Source organism: Micromonospora sp. CNZ322 (genome assembly GCF_007827755.1).
The window spans coordinates 274,503-295,035 of the sequence record NZ_VITD01000002.1; the positions used below are offsets into that span (position 1 = coordinate 274,503).

The window sequence follows — 20,533 nt, forward strand, 5'->3', positions numbered from 1 at the left end:
GCCGGCTGCGAAGATGGACAAATGCCCAGGAAAGTCGCGGCGGGCCCGATCGACCCGGTGCGGTCCAGTGCCGTCGAGCTGTTCTTCGACCTCGTCTTCATCTTCACCCTCGGTCGCTTGTCGGCGACTCTGGTCGAGGAGCCCAGCCTGCTCGCCGACGCGCAGGCCGTGATCTTCCTGCTGGCCTTCTGGTGGATCTGGTACAACACCAATCTGGCCACCGACAGCCTCGACTGCGAACGACCCACAGTGCAGATCCTGATCATCTGCGTGATGCTCGGCAGTCTGCTGATGTCCATCAACGTTCCGGACGCGTTCGGTGACCAGGGCTTTGTCTTCGTGAGCGCGTACCTCGGGATCCACCTCGGCCGGACCCTGGTCATGGCCCTCTACCTGCGCGGCACCCCGGCCTGGCGTCGGCCGGTACGGGGAATCGTCTGGTATCTGCTGTCCGCGACGGTCTGGTTCGCCGGGGCGGCGGCCAGCGGCGGCGAAGCCCGAGTCCTGCTGTGGGCATGCGCGCTGGCGATCGACTACTCGGGGCCGGTCCTGGGATGGCCGGTGCCGTGGCTCGGCCGGGCGCGGGCCAACGAGTGGCACCTCTCGGGCGAACACCTCAACGAGCGGTACCGGCAGTTCATCATCCTGGCCCTCGGCGAGACGATTCTGGCCACCGGCAACTTCTACCGGCTGTCGACGCGGGACCTGGCGGACACCACAGCATTTCTGCTCACCTTCTGGACCGTGGTCTTCCTCTGGTGGACCTACTTCTATCGCACCACGAGCAGCCTCGCCGTGAAGATCGACACCGCGGTGGACCCGTACCGGCTCAACCTGCGGGCGAGCTACACCCACCTGGTGATGGTGGCGGGCATCCTGCTCACCGGCATCGGAGGCGAACTGATGCTGAAGGAGCCCGACGCGCAGCGGTCGGCCGGCAACGTCGTGGCGATCCTGGTCGGGCCGCTGACCTTCCTCATCGGGCGGATGATCTTCGAGATCTGGGTGTTCGGCCGCCTGACGAGGCACTGCCTCGCGGCCGTGGTGGCGTGCCTGATCCTCAGTCCGGTCGCGGCGCGACTCCCGCCGCTGGCGGTGGGCCTGCTGGGCGCGGCCACCATCACCGTCGTCGCCATCTTCGACCTGACCCACCGCGCCCGGATCGCGGGTGAGGTCAACCCGGCGTCGGCCGAGGGCGCTCACCGCCGCCACCCGGCCTGAAGGGTGTGGCTCGGTTCCGATCCGTGAGGGTGGCGTGGGCCGTCCGGCTAGCGTGGGCGCGTGCGTACCGTTGAACTGGTCTGCTCGCCCGGCCTGGAGGTCGCCGTCCGGGCGGTCTGGGGCCGGCTGGCCGCCGCCGGGTTGCCCAGCCTGGCCCGCAACATCCACCCGACCAACCGGCCGCACCTCACTCTCGCCGCCGTCGACGAGTTTGCGCCGGGGGTCGAGCACCGCCTGACCGACCTGTTCGACGCCGCGCTCCCGGTGCCGGTGACGCTCGACCGGGTCGTCGTCCTCGACGGCAGCGCCCCACTGGTCTGGCTCGTCCGACCCACTCCGGCGCTGACCGCGCTGCACGCCGCCGTCTGGGACGTTCTCGCCGAGGCCGACGGACACCGCCCGTGGCATGCGCCCGAGGTGTGGGTGCCGCACCTGAGCCTGGCCCTGCGGTTCCGCAACGCGGACCTGCGGTTGGCCCGTGCCGTCGCTGGTGGACAGCGCCCGACGGGCGACTTCGACGCCGCCCGCAGCTACGACGGCACGGACCGCTCGGTGACCCCGCTGACCGGCCGCGGCTGAGGTGGTCACGCGTGTTCCGCAACCTCAGTTGCTGCCCCCACCGCCACCGCCACCGCCGTCGCCGCCTCCGCCATCGACCCCGCCGCTGAGATCGCCGCCGCCACCGCCACCCGCACCGCCGGCGTAGCCGTGGCGGCCGTCGAGGAAGGGCAGGTCGCCTCGAATGCCGGGTGGTTTGGGCCGCTTGCCCGGCCCGGCGAGGTGTTGCAGGCAGACCCGGCCGGAGACCGGGAAGCATTCACCACGGCCTCCGCAGTCGGCCAGGTAGCGGTTGCCATCGTGAATGTGCAGTTCCTGGTCCACCCGGAACAACAGGGGAAGCCCGGTTGGGCCGCACCCCTCGTCCCGCCGGCCGTGGCCCAGCGTGGCGAGCAGGAGAGGCCCGCGATTGGAGTCGGTCGTGTCGCCGCTCGCCGACGTCGGTCGGTGGTGCGTAGAGCGCCCGAACGCGGCGTCGCAGAAGGTGGCGTAGTCCCGCGCATGGAGGGTCAGCTCCTGCCACAGGTCGTCCACGACCACCGAGGGCATGGACAGCTTCGCGCTGGGCTGGCGGGCGATGATCCGGAACCACTGCCGGGTCGCGGTCTCGACGAGAACGAGGTCGTCGTCGCTGAGATGGGGATACCGATTTCGTAGGTGTTGACGTCCGCTGGCAGGAAACCGCAGGTCGGACACGGCGCGGAGTCGGCGAGGGGTGCGGTCGCTTCTGAACTTCGTCCAGATCATCCGGTTACTTCTATCCGCCCGGCGGTGCGGGCGCTAAGGCCCCGACTTGCCGAAGTGGCGTCGCGGCCCCTTCAGAGTAGGTGCAGTGGGCAAGCTGAGGCGGCCGCCGGGGCGTGTCGCCCCGACGGCCGCCGGCTCGATCCTGGTCAGTTGTCGCGCGGCTGCGGAATCTCCTGCCTGGTGAACGAGATGCCCGCGGCTGGGGCGGCCCGAGTGGCGAGCGAGGCAGCCGACTCGTCCGTGTCGTAGAGCCGAACCGAACCGTTGGCGGTCCGACTCACGAACCCGAGTCGGATTCCACTGGAGTTCTGGAAGACGAATGCCGTGGGGTCGGTCGGATAGGTCTCGTCCGGAATGGTCGCGGTCGCCCAGTTGCCCCAGGCGGTGGAGCCCGCGGCGGTCTGTCGGCTGTGCTGGATGGTGTCGTCGGCCGTCCGGGTGAACACCGAGACGCGGCCGGTGTTGGGGCTCAGGACCGCGGTAGGGGAGCCGGCCGGCGTGATACCGCTGTCTCCCACCGCGTTCCAGGTGCCGGGCCAGGTGCCGTCGAGGTTCTGCAACTGGCTCTTCACCACTCCGTCGGTGTGCCGGGCGAACACCATCAGGCGACGGCCGGGCAGTGTCACCACGCTCGGCGTGTCCACGAAGCCCGTGCCACCCAGCCCCGTCCAAGCGGAGGTCAGCGCGCCACCCTTGTACGTGGCCGTCTGCAGGGTGCCGGCCGCGTTGGCCACCAGGAGTGCGGCCGTGCCGTCCGCGCCCGGCACGGCGACCGGCGTACCGGTCAGGCCGGTGCCACCGAGCGGCGTCCACGGAAGCAGATCCCCGGCCGTGCCGTCCTGCCGGCGGTGCCACAGTGCACCCTCGGCGTCCAGCGCGAAGACCGCGCGGGTGTCGTCGGAGAGCCGGACGGCCGTCGGCTCCGAGCGCATCGCCCCACCGAGGGCGAGCCACGGGTTCCAGTCCGGCATGGCCGGCGTCTTCTGGGTCAACGAACCCACGTTGCTGGTGGTCTCGTGGGCAACGATGGTGACCCGGCTCTGGGCGTCCGAGACCAGCGACGGCTTGCCGGTGTACGCCTCGGTGCCGGGCACCGGTGACCACTGGACCGAAAACAGTGAGTCCGGGTTCGCGCGTCCGTGCCGCAGTTGACCGATGGTGTCGGTGTAGGCGATCTCCAGACTGCCGAGCGCGGTGCCGGCGGGCGGGGCCTGCACGACTGCCAGCGGGGCGTTCTGCCGCGCCGGGGTGGCGGGCAGCGCGGGGCTGGTGATCGCCCCCTGCCGGCAGGTGTTGGTGGTGGTGAAGACGTTCGGGAAGCCCTCCCAGCCGGTGCCGATCTTGTCACCGGCCAGCGACCAGGACCCGTTGTCCTCGCGGAAGCGGTACTGGAGCAGATTGCCGGCGCTGTCGATGCCGAAGAGCGTATCGCCGCCGGCGGAGAAGATCCCCTTGGTGAATGTCTGCCAGCCACTCGGACCAACCAGGCTGTCACGGAGAATCCACCGCTGACTCGCCGGGTCGAACCGGTGTCGGTAGAGCTTGCCGTCGGACGTCCGGCCGTAGAGGGTGCCGGGGGCCCCGGCCACGATCAGGTTGTACCGGTCCCATCCGGTGTCGATGACGCGCGCGTCGATGGTCCATTTCCGCGTCGACTCGTCGAACCGGTACCAGCGCAGTTTGCCCTGGGCGTCGACGGCGTAGAAGTCGCCGATCTGGTCCACAGTGATCTTGTTGCGGTAGGCGGCTGTCGCGTAGTTCGTAAAGCTCGTACTGATGATCCAGCTCTGCTTGCCGTCGACGGGCTCCCAGCCGCTGCCCGTCCATCGGTAGCGGTTGAGCCCGGTCGAGTTGATGCCGTAGACCCGACCGTCCGGCCCACCCAGCAGGCGGCCGAACGTCTGCCAGCCGGCAGGCCCGACGGTGGTGGCGGCGGTGAAGACGCCGCCGTCCCGGCCCGGGGTGCTGTACTGGCGGCGGACGAGCGTGCCGGTCGTTGTCGAGTTGAAGAACGCCGCCGCTCCGGTGCAGCTGAAGGCGTCGCTCGCCGCCTGTGCGGGAGACGCCGGCAGCGGTGCGACGAGGCCGGCGGCGCCGATGAGCGCTGCGGCGGTCAACGCCAGCGATCGACGCCGAGAAGACGTCAGTGGTGTGGATTCTTTGGTCAACTGGGACACGTTTGTGTCATCCTCCCCCGAGAATAATAAAACGACCGTAGTGAATTACTCGCCGTGCAATCTCAGCAAATTCACGATGAACTTACGGTGCTCGGCGTCTGATTCATCCGCCACGGTCGCGGCCCATCATGCACGACAGTGGGTCGCCTGCCAAGCGCCGAAGCTCGGTCCGGCTCGTGGGCTCCGGGAGCATCCACGATGGACGGCCGGGGGCGGATCCGAGGAAGTAGCAAACGGACTTAAGCCTTCAAATGCCCGAACTCTTGACGGAAAGTAATCGTCCCAGGTCGTATCGCAGATGACGAAGCCCGCCGCCACTGTGGCTTGACAGCCGATCGAGCGTGCTGCAACCTACAGCGGCATATCGATGAGTAGCAGCACACGGGGGTGTGAAGCTGTGACCGCTGACCTGGCGGCATTCTGCCGTGCCGAGGCAATATTGGTTCTGTTGGGCGATCCGCTCCGGCGTGAATTCCGTCCACCCGAGTCGCCTCTTCGCATCTCCTGAATTTCCGTCGACCGATGGGTCGACGCCGTAACGCCGTGCCCGTGCAGAGGTAACGGCGACCACACACCCGGCTTGTGGGGCCTTCGCAGGTCCTGCGGCCCTCGCTCGCCTCTCTCCGCCTCTCAGCCCGTCCTCTCCTCAGGGGTGACCATGTCCTTCAGCATTCGGCGTCTGCCCGACCCGCGCGGTCGGCTGACCGATCTGCGTGGTCGGTTACCCCGGCAACGCTCGGTGTTCGGCTCCGGCGCCACCCGGTCGGTCCTGGCGGCCGCCCTGGCCGGTGTGCTGATGCTCAACCTGGGTGGCAGTGGAGTGACCGCGCTGCCGGCGGGCGGTGCCCGGGACCGCGACGGTGTCGGCTCCACCAGTCGGGGTGGCGGCGGCGCGAAGCCGAACCAGGCATGGGGCTCGGCGGCGGGCAAGGCACACGTGACGCCCGGACGACCCAACCGTGACCTGCCGAAGTCTCAGCGCGGGCAGTACCCGCTGCACAAGCTCGCCGACAAGCCCGCCCCGGGGCGCAACAGGGCGTCCGTCGCGACCGCACCCGTCGACGACACCCGCGGCTTCGACAAGCGGACCAGCCGGGAACGGCCGGCCGAGCGCGACGTCAACCAGCGCGTGTTCGACAACGCCGACGGCACCCAGACCACCGAGTTCTCCTCCGCCCCGGTCAACTACCGCAAGCCGGACGGCACCTGGGCACCCATCGACCACACTCTGGTGGCGGCCGCCGACGGGTGGGGGACCGCCGCCGACTCGGTCGGTCTGCACCTCGCCGGCAACGGCGCAGCGAGTCAGTTGGCCCGGCTGAGCTTCGACGCTGACACCGAGTTCGGGTTCGGCCTGGCCGAGGCGTCCAACGCGCCGGGCCGGGTGGACGGCAACGCCGTCACCTACCCGGGCGTACGCCCCGACGTCGACCTGCGCCTGGAGCCCCGGGCCGGTGGCGTGAAGGAAACCCTGGTCCTGCACTCGGCCAAGGCGCCCACGTCGTACGTGTTCCCGCTGAATCTGCGCAACCTCACCGCGAAGCTGGTCGACGGTCAGGTCGTCCTCAGTGACCGGGACGGGCGCCAGCGCGGGGTCATCCCGGCGGGTTACATGGTGGACGCAGACTCCGACACGGCCGGTCCCGCCACCTCCACCAAGGTCGCGTACGAGCTGGTCACCACGGGTGGGCAGACCGCGCTGAAGGTGACCCCCGACCGGGCCTGGCTGACCGACCCGGCCCGGCGCTACCCGGTCGAGGTCGACCCGACCGTCGGCCCGCCGGTCGCTGCGATCAACGCCGACAGCAGCATGTACGTGCACGGGGATCGCTCCATCGAGGGTAAGGACGAGTTGCTCGTCGGTCGCTCCGCCAATGACAACGCGGCGGCCTACCTCAAGTTCGGCAACCTGGTCAGCCGACTCCAGAACCACACCATCCACGGTGCGGCGCTCTCCGCGGTCAACTTCGACGCGGGCTCCTGCAAGGCGCGCGCGGTCACCGTCCACCCGGTTACCGGGTCGTGGTCGGCCGGCGCCGGCTACTCGTACCCGGGGCCGTCAGTGGGTGGCGCGCTGGTCAGCCGCTCGTTCGCCCACGGGTACATCGCTCTCGGCCAGTCGAAATCCGCGTGCCCGGCGGCCGGGGAGATGTTCGACCTCGGTGTCGGCGGCCGCAACCTGGTGCAGCGCTGGGTCAACGGCCAGCAGGCCAACAACGGTCTCTCGCTGCGCGCGTCGACCACCGACACCTTGGCGTGGAAGAAGTTCGCCGGCACCGGCACGGCCAACCCGCCGGCGCTCTACGTCACGCACAGCCCGTACAACGCCGGGTACGCGATCCCGAAGCCCACCCCGGAGCCGGCCGTCCTGCGTAACCAGGACGGCAAGGTGAAGGTGACAGTCACCAACCTCGGCGCCGAGGCGTGGACGCCGGCCAACTACTACCTCGCCTACCGGGTCTACAACGCGCAGACCGGCGCGGCGGTGACCCAGCAGCGGGCGGCCAGTCTGCCCACCACCCTGGCCCGTGGCGCGAAAGTGACCCTCGACGCGACCGTCAAGCGGTTGGAGCCCGGCTCCTACTTCCTCGACTTCACCATGGTGCGTACCGGCGGCGCGGTCTTCACCGACCACCAGGTGCCACCCGGTCGGATCGTGCTCCAGGTGTTCGACGTTCCGCCGGTGGTGCAGGAGCTCTACCCGGAAAACGGCTACCAGGCCCCCACGCTCACCCCGTTGCTCTGGGCCCGGGCCGTGGACACCGACGCCGCACCCGGCGCCACTTTGTCGTTCAAGTTCGAGATCTGCGACCGCACCGACGCCGGTGCGGCGACCAACTGCACCAACTCCGGCTACCAGGCCAAGCAGTCCTGGGTGGTGCCCGCCGGCCGGATGGTCTGGGGCAAGAGCTACCTGTGGCGCTCCTTCGTCAAGGACAGCGCCAACGAGGTCATCTCGCCGTACTCGACCATGCTCAGCTCGGTGCCACAACCGGACCTGCTGTCCCGGATCGCCACCTCGCCCAACGCCGAGCAGGGCCGCGAGTTCGACGCCCAGACCGGCAACTTCGCCACCTCCGCTGTGGACGCCACAGTGGTGACCGTCGGGCCGGAGCTGAACCTGGTCCGCACCTACAACAGCCTCGACCCCCGCACGACCGGCGTCTTCGGCGCCGGCTGGTCCAGCCGGTACGACATGACGCTGGTTCCCGACAACGACGGCTCCGGCAACGTGGTGGTCCGCTACCCGGACGGTCAGGAGGTGCGGTTCGGAAAGAACCCGGACGGCACGTACGCACCGCCGCCGGGCCGGGTCGCGAAGCTCAGCGTCGACAGCAGCAGCTGGAAACTTGTCGACCGCACCGGCAGCACCTACCAGTTCTCCCTGCTCTACAAACTCCAGAAGATCACCGACAACTCCGGGCACTCGGTCAACCTGACCCTCGACCCGATGACCGGCAAGCTAGCCCGCGCCCAGGTCTCCAACAGCCAGACCAACACGGCCGGCCGTTCGCTGACCTTCACGTGGAACGGCAACCGCATCGCCACGGTCAGCACCGACCAGGTCAACGGCGCGAAGCTGACCTGGAACTACACCTACAACGGTGACCTGCTGACCAAGGTCTGCGGCCCGGAGTCCGCCTGCACCAACTACGCCTACGCGGCCGGTTCGCACTACCGCACCGCCGTTCTCGACGCCAAGCCCGACTCGTACTACCACCTCGGCGAGGCCGAGGGCACCGGTGCGGCCAGCGACGTGGCGATCAACCTGGGCAAGGACGCCGGCACGTACCGCAACAACGTCACGTTGGGTCAGCCCGGCGTGCTGGAGGGCACCAACGGCACCGCCGCCGCCTTCAACGGCACCTCGGCCTATCTCGAACTGCCCAAGGGTCTGGTCAAGAAGAGCCGCGACGTCTCCGTCGAGCTGTGGTTCAAGATCGGCCTGACCCAGACCGGCGGCCCGCTCATCGGCTACCAGGACAAGGCCGTCGGCACCGCCGCCACCAGCGGCGTCCCGCTGCTCTACACCGGCACCGACGGCAAGCTGCGCGGCCAGTTCGCCACCGGCACGATCGCACCGATCACCTCGGGCATCACGGTCAATGACAACAAGTGGCACCACGTGGTGCTCTCCGCGATGGCCAACACCCAGACCATGTACCTCGACGGGGTCAAGGTCGGTGACCTGACCGGGCAACCGATCGAGCACTCGCTGCTGACCTTCAACCAGGTCGGCCTCGCCTCGGCGACCACGCCCAATTCCTGGCCGGCCTGGGGCGGCACCGCCCAGCGTTACTTCGCCGGCACGATCGACGAGGTCGCCGTCTACTCGCGCCCGATCGGCCCGGACACGGCCAAGGCGCACTTCCAGTACGCGAAGCCGGCCGCCCAGCAGCTGACCCGGGTCACCCTGCCCAGCGGCCGGGTCGCCACCGAGGTCGAGTACGACACGGCCACCGACCGGGTCAAGGAGTACACCGACGACAACGGCGGCACCTGGAAGGTGGGCCAGCCGACCGTCTACGGCGGCGACACCGACCTGCGGCGCAGCGTCCAGGTCCTCGACCCGGCCAACCGCCCCTACCTGTACGAGTACGACGCGCTCGCCGGTCGACTGTTGCGCTCCGGCACCCCGCTTGGACTGGAGACCCGCGAGGAGGACCGACCCGGGCAGACCAGCCCGCCGCCGAACCCACCGCCCACCGAGGTCTGCACCCAGCCCGACCCGAATGACCCGGCCTTCTGCACGGTGATCCCCGGCGACGCCGGTGGGCCGATCTTCGTGCGGCACCCGTTGGACGGCATGGCCATCCGCTCGTTCTCCTACAACGAGGACGGTCAGCAGAGCAAGGTCACCAATGAGAACGGTGACACGGTGGAGATGACGTACGACAGCAGGGGTCGTCTCGCCACCCGCAAGAGCTGCCGTACGTCCACCCAGTGCTTCACGAACTACTACACGTACCCGGCCTCCATCACCGATCCGTTCGACCCGCGCATCGACCTGGCGGTGGAGCAGCGCGACGGCCGCTCCAGCGGCCCGACCGACAACGGGTTCCTGACCACCTTCACGTACCGAGAGCGCACCGGACAGCCCCTCACCCAGACCAACCCGGACCTCAGCAAGGTCACCCACACCTACACCAGCGGCGGCGAGGCCGGTGTCAACGGCATTCCCCCGTCCGGGTTGCTGGCCAGCAGCATCACCAACGGGCAGAGCAAGCCCACCACCTACGCGTACTACGCCAACGGTGACCTGTACAAGGTGACCGAGCCGTCCGGGCTGGTGACCGAGTACACCTACGACGCGCTCGGCCGACGGATCACCGAGAAGGAAATCTCCGACACCTATCCCGCGGGCGTCACCACCACGATCACCTACGACGGGCACTCACGGGTCGCCACTGTCACCGGCCCGGTCACCACCGACGCCGTCACCGGCAAGCAGCACCAGAGCCGGACCGTCAACGAGTACGACGCCGACGGCAACCCCACCAAGGTCACCGTCTCCGACCTGCTCGGCGGTGACCCCGAGCGGGTCACCAGCACCGAGTACGACGACGAGGGACGGCCGGTCCGGGTCGTCGACCCGGAGGGCAACGAAACCAGCTACGGGTACGACAGGTTCGGCAACAAGACGACCATGACCGACGCCAACGGCAACCGCTACGACTGGGCGTACACCGCCCAGAACAAGGTGGCCGAGGTGCGGCTGCGGGACTGGCGCAGCGACCCGGCCGGCACCCCCGGCGCCGGCACCGGCGACTACCTGGTCCTGCACTCCTACTCGTACGACTTCGCCGGGCGGCTGGCCAGCGACACCGACGCCATGGGACGGCGACTGGAGTACAAGTACTACCGCGACGACCTGTTGGAGAAGATCACCCTCAAGGACTTCCGCAACCCGGACGGCTCCAAGCGGGACTACGTCGTGGAGCAGAACACCTACGACGGGGCCGGCAACGTCACCCGCAAGGTCGGGGCCAACGGCACCCAGATCACCGACCACATGCCGGACAAGGCCGGCAAGGTGGCGAGCACCGTGCTGGACCCGACGGGGGTGCGCCGGACCAACACCTTCACCTACGACTACAACGGCAACGTCAAGCAGACCGTCCGGACCGGCAACCCGTCGAACCTGAACTGGGAGGTGCTGGCCACCTCCGAGGTCGTCGACTACACCTACGACGACGCCGGCAACGTGCTCACCGAGAAGGTCACCGCCGGCAGCAGCACCCGAGTGACCAGCTACACGTACGACAGGCGCGGCCTGCGCACCTCGGTCACCGACCCGCGTGGCAATGTGAGCGGCGCCGACAAGGCGAAGTACACCGACACCTTCCGCTACGACGAACTCGGCCGTCAGATCGGGCAGAGCGGCCCGACCGTCCTTGCCGAGAGCGACGGCAACGCTGCCGTCTCCACCAACCCGAGCAGCTCGGTGGGCTACAACACCTTCGGCGAGCAGGTCGCGGTCAAGGACCCGCTCGGACGGGTCTCCACCTCGGAGTACGACAAGCTGGGCCGGGTGGTGCGCAGCCTCGCGCCGACGTACCAGGCGCCCGGGGCGACCCAGCCGGTCACCCCTGAGCACAAGCGCCGCTACGACGCCCTGGGCAACGTGCTGGAGGAGACCGACCCGGCCGGCACCACCAACTACACGTACGACCAGCTCAACCGGTTGACCGTGCGGGACGAACCGTCGAAGACCAACGACGACCGGGCGCTCACCCGCTACACCTACACCCGCACCGGTGAGGTCCTGTCGATCACCGGCCCGACCGGCGCCCGGGTGGAGTCGACCTACGACGATCTCGACCGGCAGGTCACCCAGACCGTCGTCGAGCGCCGGCCGACCACCCGCAACCTGGTCAGCAAGCTCGCCTACGACGACGCGGGCAACCTGACCTCGTCGTCGTCCCCGACCGGGGCGACGACTGTCAACACCTTCAACGGGGCCGGCGACATCACCCGCAGCACCGCGCCGACCGGCGAGGCCATGATCTTCGGGTACGACTTCGCGGGCCGCCAGGTCCGGGTCTCCGACGGGCTCGGCCGCACCACCCGGGTCGGGTACGACCAGTTCGGCAACCGGTTCAGCACCATGAACCTCAAGGCCGACGGCACGGTCCTGCGCACCCAGAGCTACGGCTACGACGTGGCCGGCAACATGACCTCGTCGAAGGACCCCTACAACACCGTCACCACCTACGAGTACGACGCCGCGGACCAGCTCGTCAAGCAGATCGAGCCGACCGACGCCGACCCGATCACCACCACGTTCGGGTACGACGCCGCCGGCAACCGGACCCGCTACACCGACGGCCGCAACAACTCCACCATCTACACGTACAACACGCTGGGTCTGCCGGAGTCGGCGATCGAGCCGTCCACGGCGAGCCACCCGACCGCAGCGGACCGGACCTGGACCGTCGCGTACGACGCCGACGGCAACGCTGTGCGGCTCAGCGCCCCGGGTGGGGTGAGCCGCACGCGGACCTACGACGCAGCCGGCCGGCTGACAGTGGAGACCGGTTCCGGGGGTGACACCCCGACCGCGACCCGAACCCTGGACTACGACCAGGACGGCCGGCTGACCAGCGTCAACGCCCCCGGTGGCAGCAACACGTACAACTGGAACGACAGGGGTGGACTGTTGTCCACCGCCGGCCCGTCCGGCACGGCGAGCTTCGACTACAACGACGACGGCCGGGTGACCAGCCGCACCGACCTGACCGGCACGGCCAGCTTCGGCTACGTCAAGGGTCGCCTCGACACGCTCACCGACAGCATCACCGGCCAGCAGCAGAAGCTCGGCTACGACGCCGCCGGTGACGTCAAGACCGTCGACTACGGCGCCGGCCGTGTCCGCACCTTCGGGTACGACGACTACGGGCGGGTCGCCAGCGACGTATTGCGCAACGCGGGTGGCCAGACGGTGGCATCGGTCACCTACGGCTTCGACCTGAACGGCCACCTCACCAGCAAGAACACCACCGGCACCGCCGGCGCCGGCGCCAACACCTACGACTACGACAAGGCCGGCCGGCTGATCTCCTGGACCAGTCCGGCCGGAACCGTCACGTACGCCTGGGACGCCAGCGGCAACCGGGTTCGGGCCGGGTCCAAGACCGCGACCTTCGACGAACGCAACCGTCTGCTCTCCGACGGCGACTACACCTACTCCTACACCCCGCGGGGCACGCTGCGGACCCGCACCAGCTCCGGCATGGCCGAACAGTTCTCGTTCGACGCCTTCGACCGGCTCACCGGGGCGCAGGACCAGACCTACACCTACGACGGCCTGGACCGGGTGGCGTCTCGCACCGGCAACTCCTTCGTCTACGCCGGTCTGGGCGACGAAGTGGTGCACGACGGGTACGAGTACTACGGCCGGGGCCCGAACGACGAGCTGCTCGCCACCGTCCAGGGCGCCAACAAGCGGCTGTCGCTGACCGACGCCCACGGTGACGTGGTGGCGGCCATCAACCCGGCCGACACCCAACTGTCCACGCTGAACGACTCCACCGCGTACGACCCGTTCGGCAAGAAGGTGACAAGCACCGGCAGCACCGGCCGACTGGGATTCCAGGGGGACTGGACCGACCCGGACACCGGGCAGGTCGACATGGGCGCCCGCTGGTATCAGCCCGGCACCGGCACGTTCACCTCGCGGGACAGCGTCAACTACACCTCCGGCGACTCGATCCTGGCCAACCGCTACACCTACGGTGCTGGCGCCCCGCTGGACTTCGACGACCCGGACGGCCACTGGCCGCGCTGGATGAAGCGTGCCGCGAGCGTGGTGAGCAACACCGTCTCCAACGTCGTCAGTGGCGCGTCCATGGCGTACAACTACGCCAGGAACTTCGTGTCCACCGTCGCTCACTACGCCTGGTCCGGGATCAAAGCGGTCGGCCGAGCGATCTCCAGTAGCGCGAAGTGGCTCGGCGAGAAGACGATGAACGCCGTCCGGTATGTCGGCAACAAGATCCAGTCCGGGCTCAACCAGGTCGCCCGCGCCGCCGACTGGGCCAAACAACAGGCCAAGATGGTCGCGCAACGCGTCTACCAGGCAAAGGTCGCGGTGACAGCCGCCGCGAAGTCGGCCATCAAACAAGCTGTCAAGTTCACCAAGCTGGCGGTGATTCCTGCCCTGACGAAGCCGCTCATCACGCTCGGCAAGGTGGTGTCCACCGGCCTCAAGATGGCGGCGAGCGTCGTCGCGGTCACCACAATGGCCATTCAGGATCCACAGAAGTTCAAACAGAACCTCTGGCTGGCGGCCGCCCAGAAGTTGACGCCGCTCGTCGAGGGCGCCGAGAAGATGTGGGACAAGGCGACCCAGTTCGTCGAGGACCATGCGGCCGAGATCGCCGGCTTCGCCGTCGGTGCCGTCGTCGGCCTGGGCTGCGGTGCGGCGATCGGCTGGACTGGTGTCGGGGCGGTGGCCTGCGGGGCGCTCGCCGGCGCGGTCGGCTCGGCGGTCACCGGCTACATGGACGGCAAGCGCGGCTGGGACCTCGCCGGAGCCACCGCCATGGGCGGCCTCACCGGCGCCCTCGGTGGTGCGCTCGGCTCCATCGGCGGCCAGGCGCTGGGTGCGGGCATCCGCGGGCTGAGCGGCGGGCTCCGGTCGGCCGGCAGTAAGGCGCTGAACGCGGGCATCGGCGAGGCCCGGGCGATCGGCAGCGGCATGCAGAACGTCGGCAAGAAGCTTCTTGGAGGGTGCCCCAATAGCTTCACGGGCGAGACCCGCGTGCTGATGGCGGATGGCAGCTCCAAGCGAATCGACGAGGTGCAGGTCGGCGAGAAGGTTTTGGCAACCGACCCGACCACTGGGCGCACCGAGGAACGCGCGGTCACCGCGCTCATCGTCGGCGCGGGCAGCAAGGACCTTGTCGAGATTACTGTCGACAGTGACGGTAAGCAGGGCGACCGGACGGAGAAGCTGACCGCTACGGCCGGCCACCCGTTCTGGATTGCTGATCAGAACCGTTGGGTCGAGGCGAAGGATCTGGCGAACGGCTACGTCTTCGAGACGGCGGATCACCGACCGGCGTCCGTCGTGGCCACCCGAAAGTGGACGGAATATCGCCAGGTCCACAACCTGACCGTCGACGCGCTTCATACGTACTTCGTCGCGGCAGGCGACACCTCCGTGTTGGTGCACAACTGCGAGGAGTTCATTGCTGGGCCAATTTTGGGGTCTCTCCGAGTCTCGGCGGCGAATCCATCCGCATCCGAGATTGCAGCGGCCCAGCATATGGCGGCTCGCGGGGCGAAGGTTCTTCTTCGTGATCCCATTGGCAGAAGGTCCGGAGGAATGACGAGCGACTTGTTGGTGGATGGAGTTGCTTGGGATGTGTATTCGCCAACAAGTCAAACCGTCAAACACATCCTGACCAGCGTTGCCAAGAAGCACTCCCAGGTGAACGGCGGCGGCGTGGTTGTTGACCTCGGAGGCACAGGGCTTGCTATGAGCGAATTTGGCAACGCGTTAGGGCGAGTCAATGGGATGATTAACAGCTGGGGCAAGCAGCCCATCAGTGGTTTGGAATTCATAGGCGGGTAGCGGTGTCCAAGATGATTTGCGTGTGCGGGACGGTTCTCAGGGACGATGATCCTGATAGCGGCTTACTCTTGCTGTCTCGTCGTGAATTCAATGTGGATCTCGACGCTGCAGACCTGTTCGGGTTGGCGAGAATCGTTCTACATTGTCCGACGTGCAAGAGGCTGTGGGTTTTCTGGGAAGACGGAGGTAGTCCGACGGAATATTTACCATCGGCGGAGTTGCCCTATGACGCACCTTGAATACGTATATGGGCAATCGATCGAGGAAGCGCTGCAGGTGTAATCGACCTGGATTTTCGAGACCTGTCGACACGGTGCAAACTCGCTTTAAACACATAATGTAGGCACTGGCTTGTTAATAAGGAATGACGTGCTCTCGCTGAAACTGACTGAACGGCCGATGGTTCGGGCCTTCATGGTAATGCTGCTTGCACTTCTATCGACCGGAACGTCGCTGGTCAAAATGGATTCATCGGCACACGCGGACGCCGCCGGTAGGGGTGGTGACTTCGTGCCGATCGACAGCGTCCCCCTTCTGGACACGCGGGACGGCACCGGCGGCACCACCGGTGTTCGGGGCGCCAAGTCCGTCACCACGTTCAACGCCGTCGGCATCGCCGGTATCCCGACCAGCGGGGTCAGCGCGTTGATGGTGGACGTGACGGCGATCTACCCGACCGCCAACACGTTCCTGACCATTTACTCAGACCTGACGGACCCGAAGGCTTCGGCCATGAACGCCTCGGTCGGTGAGGTCATGACCAACTCGGCGGTGGTCAAGCCCGGTACGAACGGCAAGCTCGCGGTGCGCAACGCGGGTGGAAACGTCCACATCAGAGTGGACGTGGTGGGCTACTTCACCACCGCCACCGGCAGCACCGGTTCCGGTTTCGTGCCGGTGGACCACACCCGGGTGGTCGACAGCCGGACCGGACAGGGGATCACCGCCGGCACCATGCCCACCCGTGGAACGCGTACCGCCAACATCTACGGCGGTGGGCTGGTGCCCAGTTCCGCGACGGCGGTCATGCTGGACGTCGTGGTGATCGGCGCGACCGGCAACGGCTGGATGACCGTCGGGTCGAGCACGGCCGCGGAGACCGGCATCGACTACGCCAAGGGCGCCACCTCGTTGGGGATGGTCGTCAAACTGAACCCCGGTGCCAGCTCTGTGACGTTGGAAAATCGCGGTTCGACCGTGCACGTCGCCATCACCGTCCAGGGCTACTGGACCGGCAGCCCGACCACCGGCGCCGGCCTGCGCACGGTTCCGGCGACCACCCTGTACGACAGCCGTTTCCCCAGTGGCGCCCAGCCGGTGCCCGCCTTCGGTGCCGTCGATGTCGCTGTCGCGGGCACCAACGGCCTGCCGACCCGTGGCATCGCCGCGGCCGTCCTCAATGTGCACGCGGTCGCCTCGACGGTGGACGGGTTCTTCAACGTCACGCCCTTGGGCGGCGTCGAGAACACCGCGTCGACGACGAACTTCCCCGCCGGGCACGTCGCCCGGTCCAGCATCGTGGTGACCAAGCTGGGCACCGAGGGGAAGGTCCGGATCAAGAACAGCAGCGGCGGTACCGTGCACATCGTCGTCGACCTGCAGGGCTGGTACGCCGACCCGATGCCGTTCCTGCCGACCGAGTCCTTCTCCCGCTCGACGGCATTGCAGGGGGAGCCGAGCGACGGCAGCTCGCTCGGGGTCATCGTCTACGCGCACACCGACAACACCGGGCAGGTGCGGGTCGTCCATCAGCAGAACCCGGACGATTTCAGCAGCGTCCAGCACATCCCCCAGTTCGGCGCGGAGGCGTTCACCGGGCAACCTTCCTTGAACGTGCAGAGCGGCACCAAGCAGGTGCAGATCAGCGCCCTACACACCACCGGCACCGTGTGGACCGGTGCCCAGACGGCGGCGAACGCGGCGACCTGGGCAACGACCGGGGACCTTGGCGGCACCATGGTGGGCCGGCCCGTCACGGTCACCCTCGCCGACGGCACCAGCGTGGTCTTCGCCGTGGATGTCGACGGTCGCCTGTGGCACTACCGCCAGGCCGGGACGAGTGCGTGGAAGAGCCTCGGTGACGTCGACCTCACCGGCGGAATCACTCTGGTGAATGTTGACGCCGCCGGTGTCCGACTGGTTGCCACCACCATGACCGGCACGATCAAGACCGCGCTCTACTCCACCGACGGCACCCTCAGCGCCTGGGTCGACCTGGGCGGGAACGTGACCGGGGTGCCGGCCGCCTTTATCAACCAGGGCTACCGTACGGCCGTGGTGGCCCGTGCCGCCGACGGTTCGCTGGTGATGAAGAAGCAGGAACTGGGTGGGGCCTGGCCGGCCACCTGGCAGACGGTGGGTACGTTCACCGCCGCCGGTTCCCCGGCCGCGATCGTCGACCCGGCGTTGGGCCGGATCGCTGTTGTCGCCCGTGGGCCCGACAACGAGATGTACCGGGTGTACGAGACCGAGCAGGGCTCGGGCACCTGGGGTGAGTGGTTGCGCCTGTACGAGAACCCTGGCGACCCGACCGCTGCCACGGCCGCCACCGATCCCACGATCGCGCCGATCAAGAACTCCGGCGGAACCGGCTTCGTGGTGGTCTACCGCAACCGGAACAACACCACCATCGCGCTGGACCGGCGGTTCGCCGCCCCCGGCGGGATGGCGGCAGCGAAGGTGAGCCCGTCGGCGGTCAGCTTCACCGCGCACCTCATCCCGACGCCGCCGGCCTGATTCTCGGCACCACCAGCCCGGGGGCCTTCGACCACGTGACGGAGGCCCCCGAGCGTCCCAGTTGCTTCCTCTAGAAGGAATTTGCATGAACGAATTATTGACCTCACGTTTGCGCGCCCGTGTCGGTAGTGGATTAGCTGCCCTTGGTGTCGTGCTGGCAATGGTTGTCTCGCCGACGCCAGCCCACGCCGACGCCGCGGGCAGGGGTGGTGACTACGTACCGATCGACAGCGTGACCCTGTTGGACACCCGTAACGGCACCGGCGGCACCACCGGTGTTCGGGGCGCCAAGTCCGTCACCACGTTCAACGCCGTCGGCATCGGCGGTATCCCGTCCAGCGGCGTCAGCGCGTTGATGGTGGACGTGACGGCGATCAACCCGACCGCCAACACGTTTCTGTCCGTCTACCCCGACCAGACGAGCCGGACGACCTCGGAGCTGAATGCCGCGGTCGGCGAGACGATCACCAACTCGTCAGTGGTCAAGCCGGGCGCGAACGGCAAGATTGCGGTTTACAACCTGACCGGCAGTCTGCACATCAAAGTGGACGTGGCGGGCTACTACACCACCGCCACGGGCAGCGTCGGCTCTGGCTTCGTACCGGTGAACCACACGCGGGTGGTCGACAGCCGAGTAGGGCTGGGGATCGCCACCGGCACCCTACCCACGAGCGGGACCCGCACTGCCAACCTTTCCGGTGGCGGGTTGGTGCCCAGCACCGCGAAGGCGGTCATGCTCGACGTGGTGGTGACGGGTTCGACCGGCAACGGTTGGGTGACGGTCGGGTCGAGCGCGACCGCGAAGGTCGGCATCGACTACGTCAAGGCCACCACGTCTATGGGGATGGCGATCAAGCTCAGCTCCGATGGCAGCCGTAACGTGCAACTGGAGGCTCGCGGGCCCGCCGTGCACGTCGCCATCACGGTCCAGGGGTACTGGACCAGCAGCCCGACCACCGGCGCGGGTCTGCGTCCGATCCCGGCGACAAGGCTGTACGACAGCCGCTTGCCCACCGGCGCCCAGGCGGTGCCCGCGGGCGGCTCCGTCGACGTCGCGGTTGGCGGCACCAACGGCCTGCCGACTCGCGGCATCGCCGCCGCCGTCCTCAACGTGCACGTGGTCGGTCCCGCGGCCGCCGGTTATCTCACCGTCACGCCGCTCGACGGCACTCCGAACTCCGCCTCGACTGCCGACTTCCCCGCCGGGCTCAACAACACACGATCGAGCCTCGTGGTGACCAAGCTGGGCACCGAGGGGAAGGTTCGGATCAAGAACGTCAGCGGCGGTACTGCGCACATCCTGGTCGACCTGCAGGGTTGGTTCGCCGACCCGATGCCGTTCCTGCCGGTGCAATCCTTCTCTCGGTCGGTGGCGAGGCAGGGAGAGCCGAGCGACGGCAGCGCGCTCGGGACCATCGTTTACGCGCACACTGACAACACCGGTCAGGTGCGGGTCGTCCACCAGGCGAACCCCGACGACTTCGGCAGCGTCCAGCACACCCCCCTCTTCGGCGCGGAGGCGTTCACCGGACAGCCCGCACTCAACGTGCTGGGCGCCAGCAAGCAGATGCAGATCAGCGCCCTGCACACCACGGGTACGGTCTGGGCCGGTGCCCAGACGGTGGCGAACGCCGCGACCTGGGGCACCACCGGGAACTACGGCGGAACCATGGCAGCCCCGCCCGTCGCGGTCACTCTCGCCAACGGCAGCAGCGTGATCTTCGCGGTGGACGCCGACGGTCGCCTGTGGCACTACCGTCAGACCGGGACGGGTGCGTCGTGGAAGAGCCTCGGTGACGTCGACCTCTCCGGTGGCCTCGCCACGCTCGCGCTTGACACCGGGATTCAGTTGGTCGCCACGACCAGCACCGGCACCATCAAGACCGCGTTCTACTCGACCGATGGGGCACTCACCGGCTGGACCGACCTGGGCGGAAACGTGACCGGCGTGCCGGCTGCCTTCCTCATCCAGGGTCCCCGCACCGCGGTGGTGGCGCGTGCGGCCGACGGTTCGCTGGTCATGAAGAAGCAGGAGTTGGGTGGGGCCTGGCCGACCACCTGGCAGACGGTGGGAACCTTCACCGCTGCCGGTTCCCCGGCCGCGATTGTCGACCCGGCGTTGGGCCGGATCGCCGTTGTCGCCCGTGGGCCTGACAACGAGGTCTACCGGGTGTACGAGACCGAGCAGGGCTCGGGCGCCTTTGGTGAGTGGCTGCGCCTGTACGAGAACCCCAGCGACCCGACCGCTGCCACCGCCGCCACCGATCCCACCATCGCGCCGATCCAGAACTCCGGCGGGCCCGGGTTCGTGGTGGTCTACCGTAATCGGAACAACACCACCATCGCGCTCGACCGTCGATTCGCCGCGCCCGGAGGGATGGCGGCAGCGAAGGTGAGCCCGTCGGCGGTCAGCTTCACCCCGCACCTCATCCCGACGCCGCCGGCCTGATCCTCGGCGCCATCAGCCCCGGGGGTCTTCGTCCACATGACGGAGGCCCCCGGGTCGCTGTTCACC

General features: G+C 68.2%; 7 protein-coding genes. 5 read left to right on the forward strand and 2 right to left on the reverse strand.

Going from position 1 to position 20,533, the window contains the following annotated elements; all coding sequences use genetic code 11:
- The first annotated feature begins 21 nt into the window (after positions 1-21).
- Complete coding sequence (locus tag FB453_RS06310; protein ID WP_145788260.1) at positions 22-1,221, forward strand: low temperature requirement protein A; 1,200 nt, start codon at positions 22-24, stop codon at positions 1,219-1,221.
- Positions 1,222-1,281: 60 nt separating this feature from the next.
- The gene (locus FB453_RS06315) at positions 1,282-1,800 is read left to right on the forward strand and encodes a 2'-5' RNA ligase family protein (RefSeq protein ID WP_145788262.1); all 519 of its coding nucleotides are present in this window, start codon (positions 1,282-1,284) and stop codon (positions 1,798-1,800) included.
- Between the two features lie 24 nt (positions 1,801-1,824).
- On the opposite strand, the gene FB453_RS34055 is transcribed toward FB453_RS06315, so the two are convergent.
- Complete coding sequence (locus FB453_RS34055; RefSeq protein WP_186718090.1) at positions 1,825-2,526, reverse strand: hypothetical protein; 702 nt, start codon at positions 2,524-2,526, stop codon at positions 1,825-1,827.
- 146 nt (positions 2,527-2,672) lie between these two features.
- Positions 2,673-4,694 carry a tachylectin-related carbohydrate-binding protein gene (locus FB453_RS06325; protein ID WP_486480178.1) on the reverse strand — a complete coding sequence of 674 codons (2,022 nt, stop codon included), beginning with the start codon at positions 4,692-4,694 and terminating at the stop codon, positions 2,673-2,675.
- 667 nt (positions 4,695-5,361) lie between these two features.
- On the opposite strand from FB453_RS06325, the gene FB453_RS06330 reads away from it, so the two are divergent.
- The 3 genes from FB453_RS06330 (at position 5,362) to FB453_RS06340 (ending at position 20,467) form a co-directional block, all read left to right on the forward strand.
- Positions 5,362-15,282 (forward strand): LamG-like jellyroll fold domain-containing protein, encoded by a 9,921-nt coding sequence (locus tag FB453_RS06330; RefSeq protein ID WP_145788265.1) that lies wholly within the window; start codon positions 5,362-5,364, stop codon positions 15,280-15,282.
- 369 nt (positions 15,283-15,651) lie between these two features.
- Complete coding sequence (locus FB453_RS06335) at positions 15,652-18,018, forward strand: DUF8189 domain-containing protein (RefSeq protein ID WP_145788267.1); 2,367 nt, start codon at positions 15,652-15,654, stop codon at positions 18,016-18,018.
- 85 nt (positions 18,019-18,103) lie between these two features.
- Positions 18,104-20,467: a DUF8189 domain-containing protein gene (locus FB453_RS06340; protein WP_145788269.1), complete on the forward strand. Its 2,364-nt coding sequence runs from the start codon at positions 18,104-18,106 to the stop codon at positions 20,465-20,467.
- The last annotated feature ends 66 nt before the right edge of the window (positions 20,468-20,533 follow it).